Origin of the sequence: Rhodococcus sp. USK13 (genome assembly GCF_018343855.1) — a bacterium.
GTDB classification, from domain to species: domain Bacteria; phylum Actinomycetota; class Actinomycetes; order Mycobacteriales; family Mycobacteriaceae; genus Rhodococcus_F; species Rhodococcus_F oxybenzonivorans.
On sequence record NZ_CP069242.1, the window covers coordinates 6804377 to 6819897 of the forward strand.

Annotated in this window: 16 protein-coding genes; 5 read left to right on the plus strand and 11 right to left on the minus strand. The window is 65.9% G+C overall.

The window, feature by feature from the left end:
- Positions 1-103: 103 nt before the first annotated feature.
- The 4 genes from JQT59_RS34015 to JQT59_RS34030 form a co-directional block, all read right to left on the minus strand.
- Entirely contained in the window at positions 104-697 is a 594-nt protein-coding gene (locus JQT59_RS34015) for a DUF2867 domain-containing protein (protein ID WP_213573948.1), read from the minus strand.
- 43 nt (positions 698-740) lie between these two features.
- A complete protein-coding gene (locus JQT59_RS34020) occupies positions 741-1439 on the minus strand; it encodes a M23 family metallopeptidase (RefSeq protein ID WP_208963358.1) in 699 nt (232 codons plus the stop codon).
- A gap of 361 nt (positions 1440-1800) precedes the next feature.
- Positions 1801-4221 carry an ATP-binding cassette domain-containing protein gene (locus tag JQT59_RS34025; RefSeq protein WP_213573950.1) on the minus strand — a complete coding sequence of 807 codons (2421 nt, stop codon included), beginning with the start codon at positions 4219-4221 and terminating at the stop codon, positions 1801-1803.
- A gap of 79 nt (positions 4222-4300) precedes the next feature.
- The gene (locus JQT59_RS34030; protein WP_213573952.1) at positions 4301-4750 is read right to left on the minus strand and encodes a helix-turn-helix transcriptional regulator; all 450 of its coding nucleotides are present in this window, start codon (positions 4748-4750) and stop codon (positions 4301-4303) included.
- A gap of 201 nt (positions 4751-4951) precedes the next feature.
- On the opposite strand from JQT59_RS34030, the gene JQT59_RS34035 reads away from it, so the two are divergent.
- The 5 genes from JQT59_RS34035 to treS all read left to right on the plus strand — a co-directional run bounded on the left by JQT59_RS34035 (position 4952) and on the right by treS (position 11020).
- Entirely contained in the window at positions 4952-6238 is a 1287-nt protein-coding gene (locus JQT59_RS34035) for a GTP cyclohydrolase II (RefSeq protein ID WP_213573954.1), read from the plus strand.
- Positions 6235-7500, plus strand: coding sequence for a URC4/urg3 family protein (locus JQT59_RS34040; RefSeq protein WP_213573955.1), 1266 nt, complete (start codon positions 6235-6237; stop codon positions 7498-7500). Before JQT59_RS34035 ends, JQT59_RS34040 begins: the two co-directional genes overlap by 4 nt.
- A gap of 20 nt (positions 7501-7520) precedes the next feature.
- The gene (upp, locus tag JQT59_RS34045) at positions 7521-8150 is read left to right on the plus strand and encodes a uracil phosphoribosyltransferase (protein ID WP_213573957.1); all 630 of its coding nucleotides are present in this window, start codon (positions 7521-7523) and stop codon (positions 8148-8150) included.
- A 239-nt stretch (positions 8151-8389) separates the two neighbouring features.
- Positions 8390-8701: a hypothetical protein gene (locus JQT59_RS34050; protein WP_208962724.1), complete on the plus strand. Its 312-nt coding sequence runs from the start codon at positions 8390-8392 to the stop codon at positions 8699-8701.
- 114 nt (positions 8702-8815) lie between these two features.
- Positions 8816-11020, plus strand: coding sequence for a maltose alpha-D-glucosyltransferase (treS, locus tag JQT59_RS34055; RefSeq protein ID WP_213573959.1), 2205 nt, complete (start codon positions 8816-8818; stop codon positions 11018-11020).
- A gap of 18 nt (positions 11021-11038) precedes the next feature.
- Here the strand turns inward: treS and JQT59_RS34060 are convergent, their stop codons facing one another.
- From JQT59_RS34060 to JQT59_RS34085, 7 genes are read right to left on the minus strand one after another with little or no spacing between them, the layout of a single operon-like run.
- Positions 11039-11299: a HypC/HybG/HupF family hydrogenase formation chaperone gene (locus JQT59_RS34060; RefSeq protein ID WP_213573961.1), complete on the minus strand. Its 261-nt coding sequence runs from the start codon at positions 11297-11299 to the stop codon at positions 11039-11041.
- A 3-nt stretch (positions 11300-11302) separates the two neighbouring features.
- Complete coding sequence (locus JQT59_RS34065) at positions 11303-11809, minus strand: hydrogenase maturation protease (protein WP_213573963.1); 507 nt, start codon at positions 11807-11809, stop codon at positions 11303-11305.
- Between the two features lie 7 nt (positions 11810-11816).
- The gene (locus JQT59_RS38525; protein ID WP_397517656.1) at positions 11817-11936 is read right to left on the minus strand and encodes a DUF6893 family small protein; all 120 of its coding nucleotides are present in this window, start codon (positions 11934-11936) and stop codon (positions 11817-11819) included.
- Complete coding sequence (locus JQT59_RS34070) at positions 11933-13312, minus strand: hypothetical protein (RefSeq protein WP_213573965.1); 1380 nt, start codon at positions 13310-13312, stop codon at positions 11933-11935. Before JQT59_RS34070 ends, JQT59_RS38525 begins: the two co-directional genes overlap by 4 nt.
- Positions 13309-13956 carry a DUF6084 family protein gene (locus JQT59_RS34075; RefSeq protein WP_213573967.1) on the minus strand — a complete coding sequence of 216 codons (648 nt, stop codon included), beginning with the start codon at positions 13954-13956 and terminating at the stop codon, positions 13309-13311. The genes JQT59_RS34070 and JQT59_RS34075 overlap by 4 nt, the downstream gene beginning before the upstream one ends.
- Positions 13953-14594, minus strand: coding sequence for a DUF5947 family protein (locus JQT59_RS34080; RefSeq protein ID WP_213573969.1), 642 nt, complete (start codon positions 14592-14594; stop codon positions 13953-13955). The genes JQT59_RS34075 and JQT59_RS34080 overlap by 4 nt, the downstream gene beginning before the upstream one ends.
- Entirely contained in the window at positions 14594-15511 is a 918-nt protein-coding gene (locus JQT59_RS34085; protein WP_213573971.1) for a NifU-related iron-sulfur-binding protein, read from the minus strand. The genes JQT59_RS34080 and JQT59_RS34085 overlap by 1 nt, the downstream gene beginning before the upstream one ends.
- Positions 15512-15521: the final 10 nt, after the last annotated feature.

Sequence of the window (15521 nt, forward strand, 5' to 3'; positions counted from 1 at the left end):
TCGAGAAGCTGACCATCCGCCGTGCGCATGCGCACTGAGCGAGGGCCGGTTGAGATGCAATCGCGGTGCGGCTCGTCCGAAATGTAATTCCTCGGCGATTGGGTTAGTTGTTTCGGCGCTCAGTGCGTGCCCGCCAGGCCCGTCCGAACTCCCGCATCATCAGGGGGTAGACGATCAGATGCCGGAACGGCTTGATCGCTGACATGTAGGCTGCCCCGAGCTTCCCGTTTCGTTTCACGAGAATGGCCATCTGGCCCCGGTAACCGCCCGCCTCATCGGACACCCAGCCGACATGGAGAATTCCGTGCACGGTCCGATTGACAGCTTCGAGCGCCCACTCGTCGTCGAGTTGGTACAGCGAGGTGAACGGCAGCGTGTCCGAGCCGCGGCCACCCGAGCTCGCACGCAGGTCGTCCGGCAGCCGATCGACGAGAGTGGGAGCGGGCACACGTGAACCGGCGGCCTGATCGTCAATCCCGAACACCTTGCCGAGCTCGAACCGAATCGCGAACAACAGGCGCATCGGCCACGGCCCGCGCCTCATCGGGTCGAACGCTGTGATTACCTGCACCAGCCGGGGAAAGTCATCCGGGCCACCGGGTGTCGGTAGAGCCCACACGTCCTCGAGCCGGAAGTCACGGGTGAATTCGTGGATTCGCCAGGGCCGAGATGTGTGCGCGCTCTTCGGCAGTCTCATCTACGCATCGTAGGGTGCGCGACAAGGTCCGTATATGCGTGTCTCAGCCGCCGTGTCCGGGAACGGACACTCCGCGCGAGCTGAACCAGCCGACGGGATCGATCTTGGCGCCGTTGGCCGTCCAGACCTCGTAGTGCAGGTGAGGTCCGGTCGACTGACCACGGTTGCCCATGGTGGCGATGTGATCGCCCGCGCGGACCTGCTGCCCGACCGATACGAGGGACCTGTCGATGTGGCCGTACACGCCGATGGTGCCGTCGTCCTGCTGCAGACGGACCCACTGCCCGAACCCTGACGCCGGACCCGACTCGATCACCGTGCCGTTGGTGACGGCCTTGATCGGGGTGCCGATGGAGTTGGCGATGTCGATGCCGTTGTGGTTCGTGCCCCAACGCGGGCCGAAGCCCGACGTGAAAGTACCGTCGGTCGGGAAGACGACACCCGGTCGACGTGCGGCTTCCTCAGCGGCAGCTCGTTCGGCAGCCTCGCGGGCAAGCCGCTCGGCCTCGGCCCTCGCCCGCTCGATCCGCTCGACCTCACGCTGGGTTGCCTGCTGCAGCTCGTCGGTGAAGTCGGTGAGATCCGTACGCGGGAACTGCAAGACCTGGGGGGCCATCGAGAGCGACACGCCTGCCTCCGCCGCGGTAGGCGCGATGCCGACGGCCACATCGCCGGTGGTCGCGGACGCGATCGTGCTCCCGGCCACGAGCAGTGCACTGGCGGCAAGCGGGACTGCTATCAGTCGGCCGCGAACGGTCTTCAGGTGGCGGCGCCGTAGGGCGCGCGGTGCTGGGTCGATTTTCCGGTGTCGAGACAAACCAGATTCCTCTGTCGAGCGGGGTAACCGGTAACGAATTGATCACGGTTTCGTCACAGGCTACTACGCGTTCGACAGATTTCGGCGCGTCGATTTGACAAGCACGTCCTGGCCAACGCTGTTTTGTGGATTTTTGTCGGAACACTGGTCCCGCAGGCAACAACTGGCACCAGCTGTCACGCGAAAGCGGTGACCGACCTCACAGTTAGGTCACACGATCGACGTCGATACGCCTCCGACAGGCGGAAATGAGACATCCCCGCCGTCGGTGCTCCGCATAACTCGGTCAGGCGCCGACGTAGGCAGCGAGGTGCTCGCCGGTGAGTGTGGAGCGGGCGGAGACCAGATCGGCCGGCGTGCCTTCGAAAACGATCGTGCCGCCGTCGTGACCGGCGCCGGGGCCGAGGTCGATGATCCAGTCGGCGTGCGCCATCACTGCTTGGTGGTGCTCGATGACGATGACCGACTTGCCGGAGTCGACCAGCCGGTCGAGCAGTCCGAGCAACTGCTCGACGTCCGCGAGGTGGAGGCCGGCGGTCGGCTCGTCGAGGACGTACACACCACCCTTCTCGGCCAGGTGGGTAGCCAACTTGAGTCGTTGCCGCTCGCCGCCCGACAGCGTCGTGAGCGGCTGGCCGAGCGCCAGGTACCCGAGCCCGACGTCGGCGAGCCGGACGAGGATTTTGTGCGCGGCCGGGTTCTTCGCCTCCCCGTCGCCGAAGAATTCCTCGGCCTCGGCCACGGACATCGCGAGCACTTCGCTGATGTCGCGGCCACCGAGGTGGTAGTCGAGCACCGCTGCCTGGAACCGCTTCCCCTCGCACTCCTCGCAGGTGGTGGCGACACCGGCCATCATCGCCAGGTCGGTGAAGATGACACCTGCGCCGTTACAGGTGGGACAGGCGCCCTCAGAGTTGGCGCTGAACAATGCAGGCTTGACTCCGTTGGCCTTCGCGAAGGCCTTGCGGATCGGATCGAGCAGTCCGGTGTACGTCGCCGGGTTGCTGCGCCTCGAGCCGCGGATGGCGCCCTGGTCCACCGACACCACGCCGTCCCGCTTGGCCAGCGAGCCGTGGATCAGTGAGCTCTTCCCCGACCCGGCCACACCGGTCACCACGACCAGCACGCCGAGCGGTACGTCGACGTCGACATTCTGCAGATTGTGGGCGTTCGCACCACGAATTTCGAGCGAGTCGGTGGAGGTGCGCACCGATTCCTTCAGCACGGCCCGGTCGTCGAAATGACGGCCGGTGATGGTGTCGCTGGCTCGCAGGCCCTCGACGGTGCCCTCGAAGCAGACGTGCCCACCGGCGGTACCGGCGCCAGGGCCGAGGTCGACGATGTGATCGGCGATCACGATCGTCTCCGGCTTGTGCTCCACGACGAGCACCGTGTTGCCCTTGTCCCGCAGACGCAGCAGCAGGTCGTTCATTCGGGCGATGTCGTGCGGGTGCAGGCCTGTGGTGGGCTCGTCGAAGACGTAGGTGACGTCGGTCAGCGAGGACCCGAGGTGGCGAATCATCTTGGTGCGCTGCGCTTCACCGCCCGACAACGTGCCGGACGGCCGGTCGAGGCTCAGGTAGCCCAGCCCGATCTCGACGAACGAGTCGAGGGTTGCGCCCAACTTCTCCAACAGGGGCGCCATCGACGGTTCCTTCAAACCGCGCACCCACACCGCAAGGTCACTGATCTGCATCGCGCACGCGTCGGCGATGTTGATGCCCTTGATCTTCGACGATCGCGCGGCCGCACTGAGGCGGGTGCCGTCGCAGTCGGGGCAGGTGGTGAACGTGATCGCCCGCTCGACGAACGCGCGGATGTGCGGCTGCATCGCGTCGACGTCCTTGGACAGGAACGACTTCTGTATCTGCGGGATCAGCCCCGTGTACGTCAGGTTGATGCCCTCGACCTTGATTTTGGTCGGCTCCCGGTGGAGCAGGTCGTGCAGTTCCTTCTTGGTGTACTTGCGGATCGGCTTGTCGGGGTCGAAATACCCGCAGCCGCGGTAGATGCGGCCGTACCAGCCCTCCATGCTGTAGCCGGGGATCGTGAGCGCACCCTCGTTGAGTGACTTGCTGTCGTCGTAGAGAGCGGACAGGTCGAAGTCGGTGACCGAGCCCCTACCCTCGCAGCGCGGACACATGCCGCCGGTGATGCTGAAACTGCGCCGTTCCTTCGTCTGCTGGCCGCCGCGCTCGATGGTGACCGCGCCCGCGCCCGAGATCGAGGCGACGTTGAACGAGTACGCCTGGGGCGAGCCGATGTGCGGCTTTCCGAGCCGGCTGAACAGGATTCGGAGCATCGCATTGGCGTCGGTGGCGGTGCCGACGGTAGAGCGGGGGTCGACGCCCATCCGCTGCTGGTCGACGATGATCGCGGTCGTCAGCCCGTCGAGTACGTCGACATCGGGCCGGGCCAGGGTCGGCATGAAGCCCTGAACGAAGGCGCTGTAGGTCTCGTTGATCATCCGCTGCGACTCCGCGGCGATCGTACTGAACACCAGGGAACTCTTGCCGGAGCCGGACACACCGGTGAACACCGTCAGCCTGCGTTTCGGGATTTCGACGCTGATGTTCTGAAGGTTGTTCACCCGCGCACCCTGCACGCGGATCAAATCGTGGCTGTCGGCACGATGCTGCGCCGACGACTCCGAGTTGTCCCCTCGCTGCACTCGCCCCGCCCTGTCCGTCCTCGTCGCCGTGCTCATCGTGTCTCCCCTCGGTTCCGCGGGCCGCCCCTCGCGGTCTCCGCCAGCGTCGTGCGCGAGCATCTACTCGATGCCGCAGTCACGTTAGCTGTGGCTCGGGTGCCGACGCTTCTCGATTCCTGATCGGTCTGGTCACCTGTTTCACCACGCAGGACGGCATCCCCGCCGTGGCGTGCTCCGCCTCGCGGCGATAGACGCTCGGCGGAACACCGACCAGCTCGGTGAAGCGGGTGCTGAAGGTACCCAGCGACGAACAGCCGACCGCGAAACACACCTCGGTGACACTGAGGTCGCCACGACGCAGCAGCGCCATCGCGCGTTCGATACGCCGCGTCATCAGATAGGAATACGGCGACTCGCCATACGCCAGCCGGAACTGGCGGCTGAGGTGCCCCGCCGACATGTTCGCGCCGCGGGCGAGCGCCTCGACGTCCAGCGGCTGCGCGTACTCCCTGTCGATTCGGTCGCGAACGCGGCGCAGACGTGCAAGGTCCTGCAGGTGCTGCACTGAGGCGGGTCTGCTGGTCACCTGCTCGATCGTGCCACGCCGCACCGCAGTTGCCCAGTGCCCACCAATCCAGCCGGACGGCAGACCCGGCGGACGTGCACGCCACGCGATAGTCGCTGCAAATAGCTATGCTTGCCTCTCCGGTGGCCGGCAGCGTCCGGGCGCGGGAGATACGTTCCGGAGGCGTGCCTCGTCGCCGGGCCGTCGTTACGGAGGAACGCCATGTCCGCTGAAGTCGTCCCCACCACACCGTCGCCTGCCACGCCCGAAACCGCCAGCGGGCACATCCGATTGACGTCGCACAGCGGCGGCGTCGGGTCCCTGCCGATTCGATGGGGCGCTCCCACAGCTGCCGAGCGCGGACCGGTGGTCGGCACCACCACCAATCGCGCCCACCGCAACGTGGTCGGCACGCACAGCGGCTCCTACAGCATCTACCGGGCGCTGGCGGTCGCAGCCGGCGCGCTGTCGCGCCACCACAAGGCCGACCTCACGAACACCGCGCCTACCAACATCATCGGCCCGTACCCGCAGTGGAGCGAGCCCGGCAAAATCGTGAGTCTCGACCCGTGGGGCGCCATGGTGGCGGAGGTATTCGCGGCCGAGTTGGCCGCCGGCCACGACATCCGCCCCAGCATCGCCGTGACCAAGGCACACGTCATGCTGCCGGAGATCACGGATGCCATACAGAAAGGCCGCCTGCGCCCGGACGGCCGTTTCCTAATGTCCAACGGTGCTGCGCTGGTCAGCAAGGTGGCGATCGAACCTGTCTGGCACTTGCCGGGTGTGGCGGAGCGCTTCCACTGCAGCGAGTCGGATCTGCGCCGCGTGCTGTTCGAGGAGACCGGGGGCATGTATCCCGAACTCGTGACCCGCTCGGATCTCGAGGTGTTCCTGCCGCCGATCGGTGGGCAGACGGTGTACATCTTCGGCGACCCACGCGATCTGGCCGATCCTGCCGTGGAGTTGACGGCGCGCGTGCACGACGAATGCAACGGCTCCGACGTCTTCGGCTCCGACATCTGTACCTGCCGCCCGTACCTGACGCATGCGATCGAGGAGTGCATCCAGGGTGCGCAACACGGCGGGGTCGGCTTGGTGTCCTACTCCCGCAAGGAGGGCCGCGCGCTGGGTGAGGTGACCAAGTTCCTGGTCTACAACGCCCGCAAGCGTCAGGTGGGCGGCGACACCGCGGACCAGTACTTCGCCCGCACCGAATGTGTCGCCGGCGTGCAGGACATGCGCTTCCAGGAGATGATGCCCGACGTGCTGCACTGGCTGGGGGTGCGCAAGATTCACCGCCTGGTTTCCATGAGCAACATGAAGTACGACGCCATCACGGGCTCGGGCATCGAGGTCGGGGAACGGGTGGACCTGCCCGACGAGCTGATCCCGGCCGACGCGCGGGTAGAAATCGACGCCAAGATGGCGGCCGGTTACTTCACGCCGGGCGTGGTGCCGAGCGCCGACGAACTGGCGAAGGTCAAGGGCCGGGAGCTGGACGAATGAGCATGCTCGGCGTCGGTCCCGACGTCGACACCGGGCGGGCCGAGGGCGCGGCCGCGGCGCTGCGCACCACGACGGCTGTGCGGGAACGCTCAGGGCAACTGCTGAGCCGCGCGCGCGAAGGCGGCTCGCGCTGGTTCAGCGTTCACGACGACGCCTTGCAGACTGCCGCAGCCGAGGTGGTCGACGTGACCCGTGCGCGCTATCCGGACCTCGCGATTCCCTACCACAGTCGCTGGCGGCATTTCGAGGCCGGCGGCGTCGACCGCAAGGCCGACCTCGATGCCCGGCTGGCCGGGCTGGACATGCAGGCCCGCGCCCGCGCGATGATCGATCTGGCCGTGGTCAGCGTGCTGCTCGATGCCGGGGCGGGTCCCGACTGGCATTACGACGAGAAAGCCGGCGGGCAGCGGTTCGCCCGATCCGAGGGACTGGGTGTCGCCAGCTGGCACGCGTTCGTCGGCGGCCTGTTCTCGAGCGACGTGGAACACCCGCTGCAGGTCGATGCGGCCGCGCTACGGAGCCTGGACACCAACCGGCTGGCCGAGTTCTTTCAGGTCGGCCCGTCCAATCCCCTAGTAGGAATCGAAGGCCGGGTGCTTCTGCTGCGCCGGCTGGGCGACGCACTCGCCGCACAACCCGCGGTGTTCGGCCCGCACGGGCGGCCGGGTGGCCTGTTCGACCTGCTGACAGAGCCGCACGGCTCGGCCACGTCGTCAGTGGCCGCCCATGACATCCTTTCCCACGTTCTGACGTCGCTGTCGGGCATCTGGCCGGCAGACAACGCCATCGGCACACAGCCCCTGGGCGACTGCTGGCGCCACGAGGCGGTGGTCGGGCCGGGCCTGACCCGAGGCTGGATTCCTTTCCACAAGCTGTCTCAGTGGCTGACCTACTCGCTGCTGGAGCCCTTCGAGTGGGCAGGCGTGCGGGTCGTCGGGCTGGACGCCCTGACCGGCCTGCCCGAGTACCGCAACGGCGGTCTCCTGCTGGACACCGGGGTACTACGCCTGCACGACCCGACCTGGGCCGCACGCCGCTGGACGGCCGGTGACGAAGTGGTGGTCGAGTGGCGTGCGCTGACGGTCGCGCTCCTCGACGAACTGGCGCCGCTGGTGCGCGGACGGCTCGGCGTGGACGCCACACAGCTTCCGCTGGCCTGCGTCCTGGAGGGCGGCACCTGGGCCGCAGGCCGCGCCCTGTCTCAGCGGGCGAGAGGTGGGCTGCCACCGCTGTCCATCGTCAGCGACGGCACGGTCTTCTAGAGCGAAACGGGGACGGATACATGGGAACAGTGCACGTGATCGATCACCCTCTGGTACAGCACAAGCTCACGATGATGCGCCGTAAGGATGCCTCCACCAACAGCTTTCGTCGACTGGCCAACGAGATCTCCGCGTTGATGACCTACGAGGTCCTGCGCGACATTCCGATGCAGGACATCGACATCGAGACGCCGATGGAAGTCACCACCGGCAAGGTCATCGACGGCAAGAAGCTGGTGTTCGTCTCCATCCTCCGCGCAGGCACCGGAATTCTGGACGGGATGCTGACGATTGTGCCGGGCGCGCGCGTCGGCCATATCGGTCTGTACCGCGATCCCAAGACACTCGTGGCAGTGGAGTACTACTTCAAGATGCCCGGCGATCTGCACGAGCGCGACGTGGTGATCGTCGACCCGTTGCTGGCCACCGGCAACTCCGCCGTGGCGGCGGTCGAGCGGTTAAAGGAATGCAGCCCCAAGAGCATCAAGTTCGTCTGCCTGGTCACCTGTCCCGAAGGCATCGCCGTCCTGCAGAATGCCCATCCCGACGTCCCGATCTACACCGCCGCCGTCGACCGGCAGCTCGACGAGCACGGCTACATCCTGCCCGGCATCGGCGACGCCGGCGACCGGATCTTCGGCACCAAGTAACCGACTCGTGCCACCACTCGATGACGTGACCCGTTACGCCGAGGTGTGCCGATCGGCCGTGCCGCTTGCACAGACGAGTTCGAATCCAGCCTCAGCTTTCGTGCTGATGGGCGGATGATTCCGGGCGCGTTTCGGATGATGATTGTTCTATCGGAACCGGAACACAGAGCGGGGGAGCCCGGCATCGTCGGACCGGTCAGGGGAAGCCGGCCACAATTGGACCAGAGGTGAGGCTAGAGATGAACGGTTTTGTACTGCGCACGGTCATTGCGGCGGCGGCGATCACGGTCGCGCTCGGCACCGGCGTCGCATCGGCGGGACCTACCCTTCACGGAGACCCCGCCACTCCCGGCACGCAACTGAATGTCCGCTCGAACGATCAGCACAGTTACTCCTGCGGGACCATCGGGGTCACCGGCGGTGGAGTCGGAACGGCTCCCCCGAACAGCATCGGCCAGTCCAACAGTGTCTTCTTCGGCAGCGGCCCGGTCCAGGGAGGTTGCGTAGGTAGTGACGGATCGGTGCACTTCCCCTCCGGACACGCCCACTGATATCGAGGCAATACCGGGTCAGGGCTTCCGTCCTCATTCGTGACTCGGACCGCGAACGTCGATTGTGCGTCACTATCGACGGGTACCCGGTTACCGAGAAGCAGACGGAGGAACATGAACCCTGAGGTCCATCACGAGCCCAGTGAAGTCAGTTACGACGAGCAGTTCTATCCAGCACGACCACGACCTCTACGTCCGTCCGTCCGGCGTAGCCCACGGGTGGACACCCAGTCCGGTGACGCGCACCCGTCGAATCCCGCCTATGTGGATTGGCTCATCAAGCAGTCCATCCTCCATGACGCAACCCAGATCGCCGAGCAGCTGTCCGGCAAGGGCAGCATGTGGCAGAACCCGTACGCGGACCCGAACCCGCGCGCGGCTGTCGAGCGTGCGCCCGTCTGGTTCACCGCATACCCCATATCGATCATTACAGCTCCCGGCGCGAGTTTCCTGGCCTCACTCGGCGACGAGGCCCTGTGGCAGGCCTTTTCACAGATCGGCGTGACCGCAGTGCATACCGGGCCAGTCAAGCAGGCCGGCGGCATCAACGGCTGGCAGTCCACCCCGTCGGTGGACGGTCACTTCGACAGAATCAGTATGCAGATCGACGCCGCCTTCGGCACCGAGGAAGAGTTCCGTCGCCTCTGCGTCGTCGCCGCAGCATATGACGGCACCGTCATCGACGACATCGTCCCGGGCCACACCGGAAAGGGTGCGGATTTCCGTCTGGCGGAGATGGCGTATGCGGACTATCCGGGGATCTACCACATGATCGAGATCGAACCCCCGGACTGGCACCTACTCCCCCGCGTGCCGGAGGGCAGGGACTCGGTCAACATCGACGCCGAGACCGAGGCCCAGTTGGCACGTGCCGGCTACATCATCGGCCAACTCCAGCGCGTGATCTTCTACGAACTCGGTGTCAAGGAGACCAACTGGAGCGTCACCCCCGTCGTCACGGGAGTAGACGGCGTCGACCGGCGCTGGGTCTACCTGCACTATTTCAAGGCGGGTCAGCCGTCCATCAACTGGCTCGATCCATCCTTCGCGGGTATGCGCCTGGTCATCGGAGACGCCTGCCATTCACTGGCCGACCTCGGGGCAGGGGCCCTGCGACTCGACGCCAACGGCTTTCTCGGTGTCGAACGGCGAACGGAAGGACCGGGGTGGTCGGAAGGACATCCACTGTCGGAAGCGGCCAACCATCTGATCGCGAGCATCGTCCGCAAGATGGGCGGCTTCACCTTCCAGGAGTTGAACCTCACCATCGACGACATCAAGGAGATGGGCACCAGCGGTGCGGACCTGTCGTACGACTTCATCAACCGGCCCGCTTATCACCATGCCCTGGTCATGGGCAACACCGAATTTCTTCGCTTGACCATGAATCTGGCGCGCGATCACGGCGTCGATACCGCATCCCTCGTCCATGCTCTGCAGAACCACGACGAATTGACGTTCGAGCTGGTGCACTTCGCCACCCTCCACAAGGACGATGAATTCGTCTACGGCGGCGAGCCGATCAAGGGTTCCCACCTCGGTGACCGCATCCGTAAAGACTTGTGCGAACGTCTCACCGGGCGTTGGGCGCCGTACAACCGCACCTTCACCACCAACGGAATCGCTTGCACCACAGCCAGTGTCATCACGGCGACGCTCGGAATCCGGGACCTCGACCGGATGACGGCCGACGACGTCGCGATGGTCGAACGCGCGCATCTCCTCCTTGCGATGTACAACGCCCTTCAGCCCGGGGTGTTCGCGTTGTCCGGTTGGGATCTGTGCGGGCTCCTTCCGGTACCCGTCGACGACGTAGCCGACCTCGTCCGCGAGGGCGACACGAGATGGATCAACCGCGGCGCCCACGACCTCATGGGCGTCAACCCGGAGGCCACTCGATCGGAGTCCGGGATTCCGCGGGCCACCAGCCTCTACGGCACCCTGCCCGAGCAGTTACGGAACCCGGAGTCGTTCGCCTGCAAGCTGTCCCGGATCATCGAGGTTCGAAATCGCTTCGGAATTGCGACAGCCGTTCAGATCGATGTACCGACGGTCTCACACAAGGGACTGCTGGTCATGGTGCACCAACTCGCTGACATGAGCACCCAGGTGACGGTCTTGAATTTCACCTCCGAGGAAATCACCGCAACGGTCCAATCGCAGCATCTACCCGCCGGTGCGTCCGCGTACAACCTCTTCACCGATGAACTCGTCGGGACCGTCGACGAACTCCACAGCTTCCCGGTGACACTGCACGCGTACGAGGGAGTCCCGGTCATCCTGAAGGGCCCGCGCAGCGACGAGACACTGATCATGTGACCGAACCAGAGGACCTGTTCACACCTGGTCGTCGTCCGCAGTCCGCGATCGCCCCATCATCTCCAGTCCGGCCATCGCCCTCTCGGCACCGGCTTCGTCTACCTTCTCCATGGCGAACCCCATGTGGATCACGATCCAGTCGCCGGGTTCCAGGTGCACGTTCTCGTCGAGCATGCCGATGTTGACACGCCGCTCCTCGCCGACCACATCGACGAGGGCCAACTGGTTGCCGTAACCCTCGAGCATGCGCACCACGCGGCCGGGAATACCGAGACACATGATTCAGCTCTCCTTCCCCTCCGCTTGCAGAGCGGCACCGGCGTCGAGCAGCTGCTGCACCACGTCCAGCACCGCCTCGACGGCCGGCTCCACTGCGGCCTGCACAGGTACCGACAGTCCGATGCCCTCCTCAGTGTTCTCCACCTGACACCCGAGCACCACGGTCCGCGGCAGGGTGCCGCCCAACGCCTGCAGGCTGGCGAAGACAGCGCCGGGGTCCATGCTGTGCGCGTCGAGGGGGGCGTCCGGAAGCGAGTCGGGCTGCACTTCGACGGCACTCAGCGCGCCGGGGGCACCTCGGTTCGGAACCGCGTCGACAAGGAGTAGCGCACCCCACCCATCGAGCAGTTCATAGGCCAAATGGGTTCCCCGGATGCCGAAATCGACAGCGCGGACACCCGCCGGCAGCCGCCTGGAAGCGACTGCGCGCAGCACTTCGGGGCCGAACCCGTCGTCTCCGAAAAAGATATTGCCCACCCCGGCAACAAGAACTCGCCTGTCCACCGTCATGGAGCACTCACATCTGCCGGATACGCATATACCGCTTGATGTCGGGTAGCGAGACGACCGCTGCCACCACTCCGGCAACCGCCAGGATCGCCAACGCCGCCGTGGTGACCTCTCCGAGAACCTTCATGACTGTTCATCCTTTCCGGTGTCCGTCGATATGGGCTCCACCTCATCGGGGGCGAAGTACAGATACCGTCCGTACCACTCATGCATGTCCGACGCCGGGTCGTCCTGCAGCACGACGCCGATGTGCGTCTCACCGTCCACGTCGGCGTGGACGGTGACGACCCGGGCGAGTTGCCCGGCGAAGAACAAATCCTGGGCGTCCGCGCGACGCGACGGGTGGAGCCGCACCACGCTGCCGTTGGCGACCCGCACGCCGTCGACGAGCACACCGTCGACGTCGGGCCGGACCGCGTTGTCTGCCTCCGGGTCCCACCACGGGACGTCGTCGGTCAGTTCCGGGACGAGTCCCATGTCCGGAAGGTGTGGATCCCGCAGGATGCCGTGCATCTGCGCGAGCGTCGACGGCGACATCTCGTCGCAGCGGTCGATGATCCGCGCCGCGAGCGGGTCGGTGGCCCGAGCCTGACGCTTCTCGTCCTCGGTGAGAGTCATGACGCGGAGAGTGAGGATTTCGTCGATCTCGGTGGCATCGAACAGGGCACCGTCGCTCTGCTCCGCAATCTCCGGGTGGTCGTACAAGATGATCGGCGACGCCAGCACGAGGTCGGTTTCCCCGGGCAGCCCGGCGAGGACGGGATAGCACCGGTGTTGTGTGCACGCGGACGCCAGGTGTTCGGCCTCGGCCGGTGGCTCGAGTAGCGACACGAAGTCCGTGCCCTCTGCCGCGAGGATCAGATGCGCACCGATCAACGACTGCCGGATGGCCCGGTCCCGGTCCATACCGGAGTCGCCGGCAGTGACGTTCTCCACCTCGAGCCGAAGCCTGGTGAACCCGTCACTGTTCTCGCAGTCCACCGTCACGACGGCGTCTGCAGGCCACCGGGTACGCACCACTCGACCGGCGAGAGACCCATCTGCTCTCCGCAGCTCCTCCACCTCGGAACCCCCGTCGATGTGGACGTCGAGACGTCGACCACCACCGCATTCGGCGAGACTCGGTGCACCTAAGTCGAACTCACGCTCCACCGCCTCGTCCCAGCTGAGCCAGCTGGTCCCGTCGACGGCCAATTCGTCGACGCGGGCGAATTCGGTGCCCACCTCATCGATTGCCCGTTCGACGCACCGCACCTGCAGCTGCAGGAATCGGAGGGTGATGCCGACCGCTGCGTCGTCGTCCGCCCGCAGCAACGTCGAGCAGGACATCGTCGATTCCTCGCCGACACCTGCATCCGCTGCACCCGGTGGCCCCACGACACCGAACTGCCATCGTGACTGGTTCTTCGACGAGCTCGCACGATACGGATAGAGCAAATAGCCCTCGTAGAGCACCGCGTCGGCGACGGCGCGCACGCGCTGCAGGGACGCCGGGGAGATCATGCGATCACCTCCCCGGCTCCCTGCAGCAGATCCGAGACGGCGACATCCAATCCGATCAGGCCGTGCGACGATTTGTACCGCGCGAGTGCCGCCAGCGTGTCCTGGTCGAGGCGCAGCCAGCCCGTGTTCGGATAATGCGCCGACACCAGGTCCCGCCAGACGGTCACCGGCAGTTCGTAGGTGGCCTCCCTGTCCCAGGGAATTCGTTCGACACCGAACCCGGCAACACCCCGGGTGAAGACGGTGCCACTGAACAGGAACATCAACGGGATCGGTGAATCTGCGGCTTCGAGTGCGTGCAGATATTTCGACGCCGTCACCTCGAAGTCGTAGGTACACGGAAGCGGCAGGTCCACCACGGTCGACCCGGTGAAACCCTGGGCGACAGTGCTGGTCTCCATCCACTGGAAAGGCTTCAACGTTGCGGTCCACCGCGCACGCGGACCGAACAGGTCGAGCAACCCTTCGGCCTCCTGGTCGGTGTATCGACGGCGCTGCGGATCGAGCCGCACTTGACACCGGAGGGCCATGGCATGCACCACGGCACCCGTCGTCTCCGCCACCCGAAGGCGGGCAGTGAGATTGGGGACGACGGCATACGGTTCGGGAAACACCTCCTCGACGTCGAACGACAGCTCCGTCACGACGGCTCCTTCGCGACGCGGCTGCGGGACCGTACCGTGTCGAAGAAAGTGTCGATGGCGCGGCGGGCATCCTGGCCACCGTCGAATCCTCGCCACAGCCGGCGAAGCTCACCCACCAATTGGTAGCAGGCGTCGATCGGGACGAGAAAACACTCGGCCTCGCCGCCGTGCTCGGGGACTCGCAACAGCAACGCTTCGGTATCGGCCGACAGCTGGGTAAGCGCCGGGTTGGCGGCGAGCACGTCGTCCCAGGCGGCGAGTGGAAGTTCCGACTCGGTGGCGCCGGCCGGCCCGGGATAGAACGCGATCGTCCTGTCCAGGGCGGAGTTCCGGAACACGAACGCGAGCCCTACGGGAATCTCGAGTTCGTCCCAGCGCCCCGGTGCCAGCGAGAAGTTCGGGAACGACAGGTAGCGGTCGGGTACCGCGCGGAAACGCAGCTCCGCCGTATCGTCGGTGAACAGCAGATAACATCCGCGGCACACGCACATCAGGTGTCTCTCGGACACGTTCACTACGTGCTGGTGGGCGTCGGCGATCGGGACGGCACACATGTCGCACCGTTCGCCTTCCACGGTCTGCGGACGTTGAGAGGCGATTCGCTGCAGAATCCTCAATCCTCTTCCGGACGCACCCATCACGCCACCTCCGCGGCCGGTACCGCCACGGAGATCACGCCGTCACGAACCAGAACCGGCAGTGGAGCCAGCGGTTCGGCCTCGGGATCACCGTCGAGCCGTTTCCCTGCGCCCCGGGGATCGAAATGCGCGCGGCACGTGGGACACCGGAGCACAGCGTCGCCGACCTTGCCGCCTGCTCGCCGCTGCAGGGTAGCCCCGGCCAGCGAGTTGGTGCACGCCGCGCAGCGGTCACGGAATGCGAACAGCTGCTCCCCGATCCGGCACACCAGCACCGGCAACCCCGCGAGCGAGAAACCGCCGACCTCCCCCGACGCGAGGTCCGCGATGTCGGGCGCCGATACCCACGTTCCGGTTCCCGACTCGTGAGCATGAACGTGCGAGAACAACGACTCCGTGGCGATCAACCCGGACCCGGCCTCCGGTTTCGCGCCGACCACTTCGATGTCGACCGTCTCGGGTGCGGCGGAATACACGGCGTCCTTGACAGCGAGTTCCAAGGTCACCGCCGAAGACGGGCAGCTCTGACAACTGCCCGTGAGACGAAGTTGCACCACTCCGTCTGTGACACCGAGCAATTCGACGTCACCGCCGTGTGAACCCAGATACGGACGCACACTGTCCAGCGCGGTGGCCACCCTCGTCTCGACGTCGTGGGGATGCAGCCCGTTGACCAACAGCAAACTAGCGACGAGTTCGTCGGCGGCGAACCGGTCGACCAATGCGCCATCCTGCTCACCAACGATCTCGAGCACCCGCTCCAGGCCCGCGCCGTACAGTTCGACGACCTCCCGGACAAGTTGCTCGGCGCGCTCACGGGCTACCGCGCCGCCCGCCGAACTGGCGTCCAGGAGGGCGTCGATCCTTTCGCCGGCGGTCCGCCAGCGATCGGGGCCGTCTACTCCAGCCTCCTCCATGCCTGCCTCG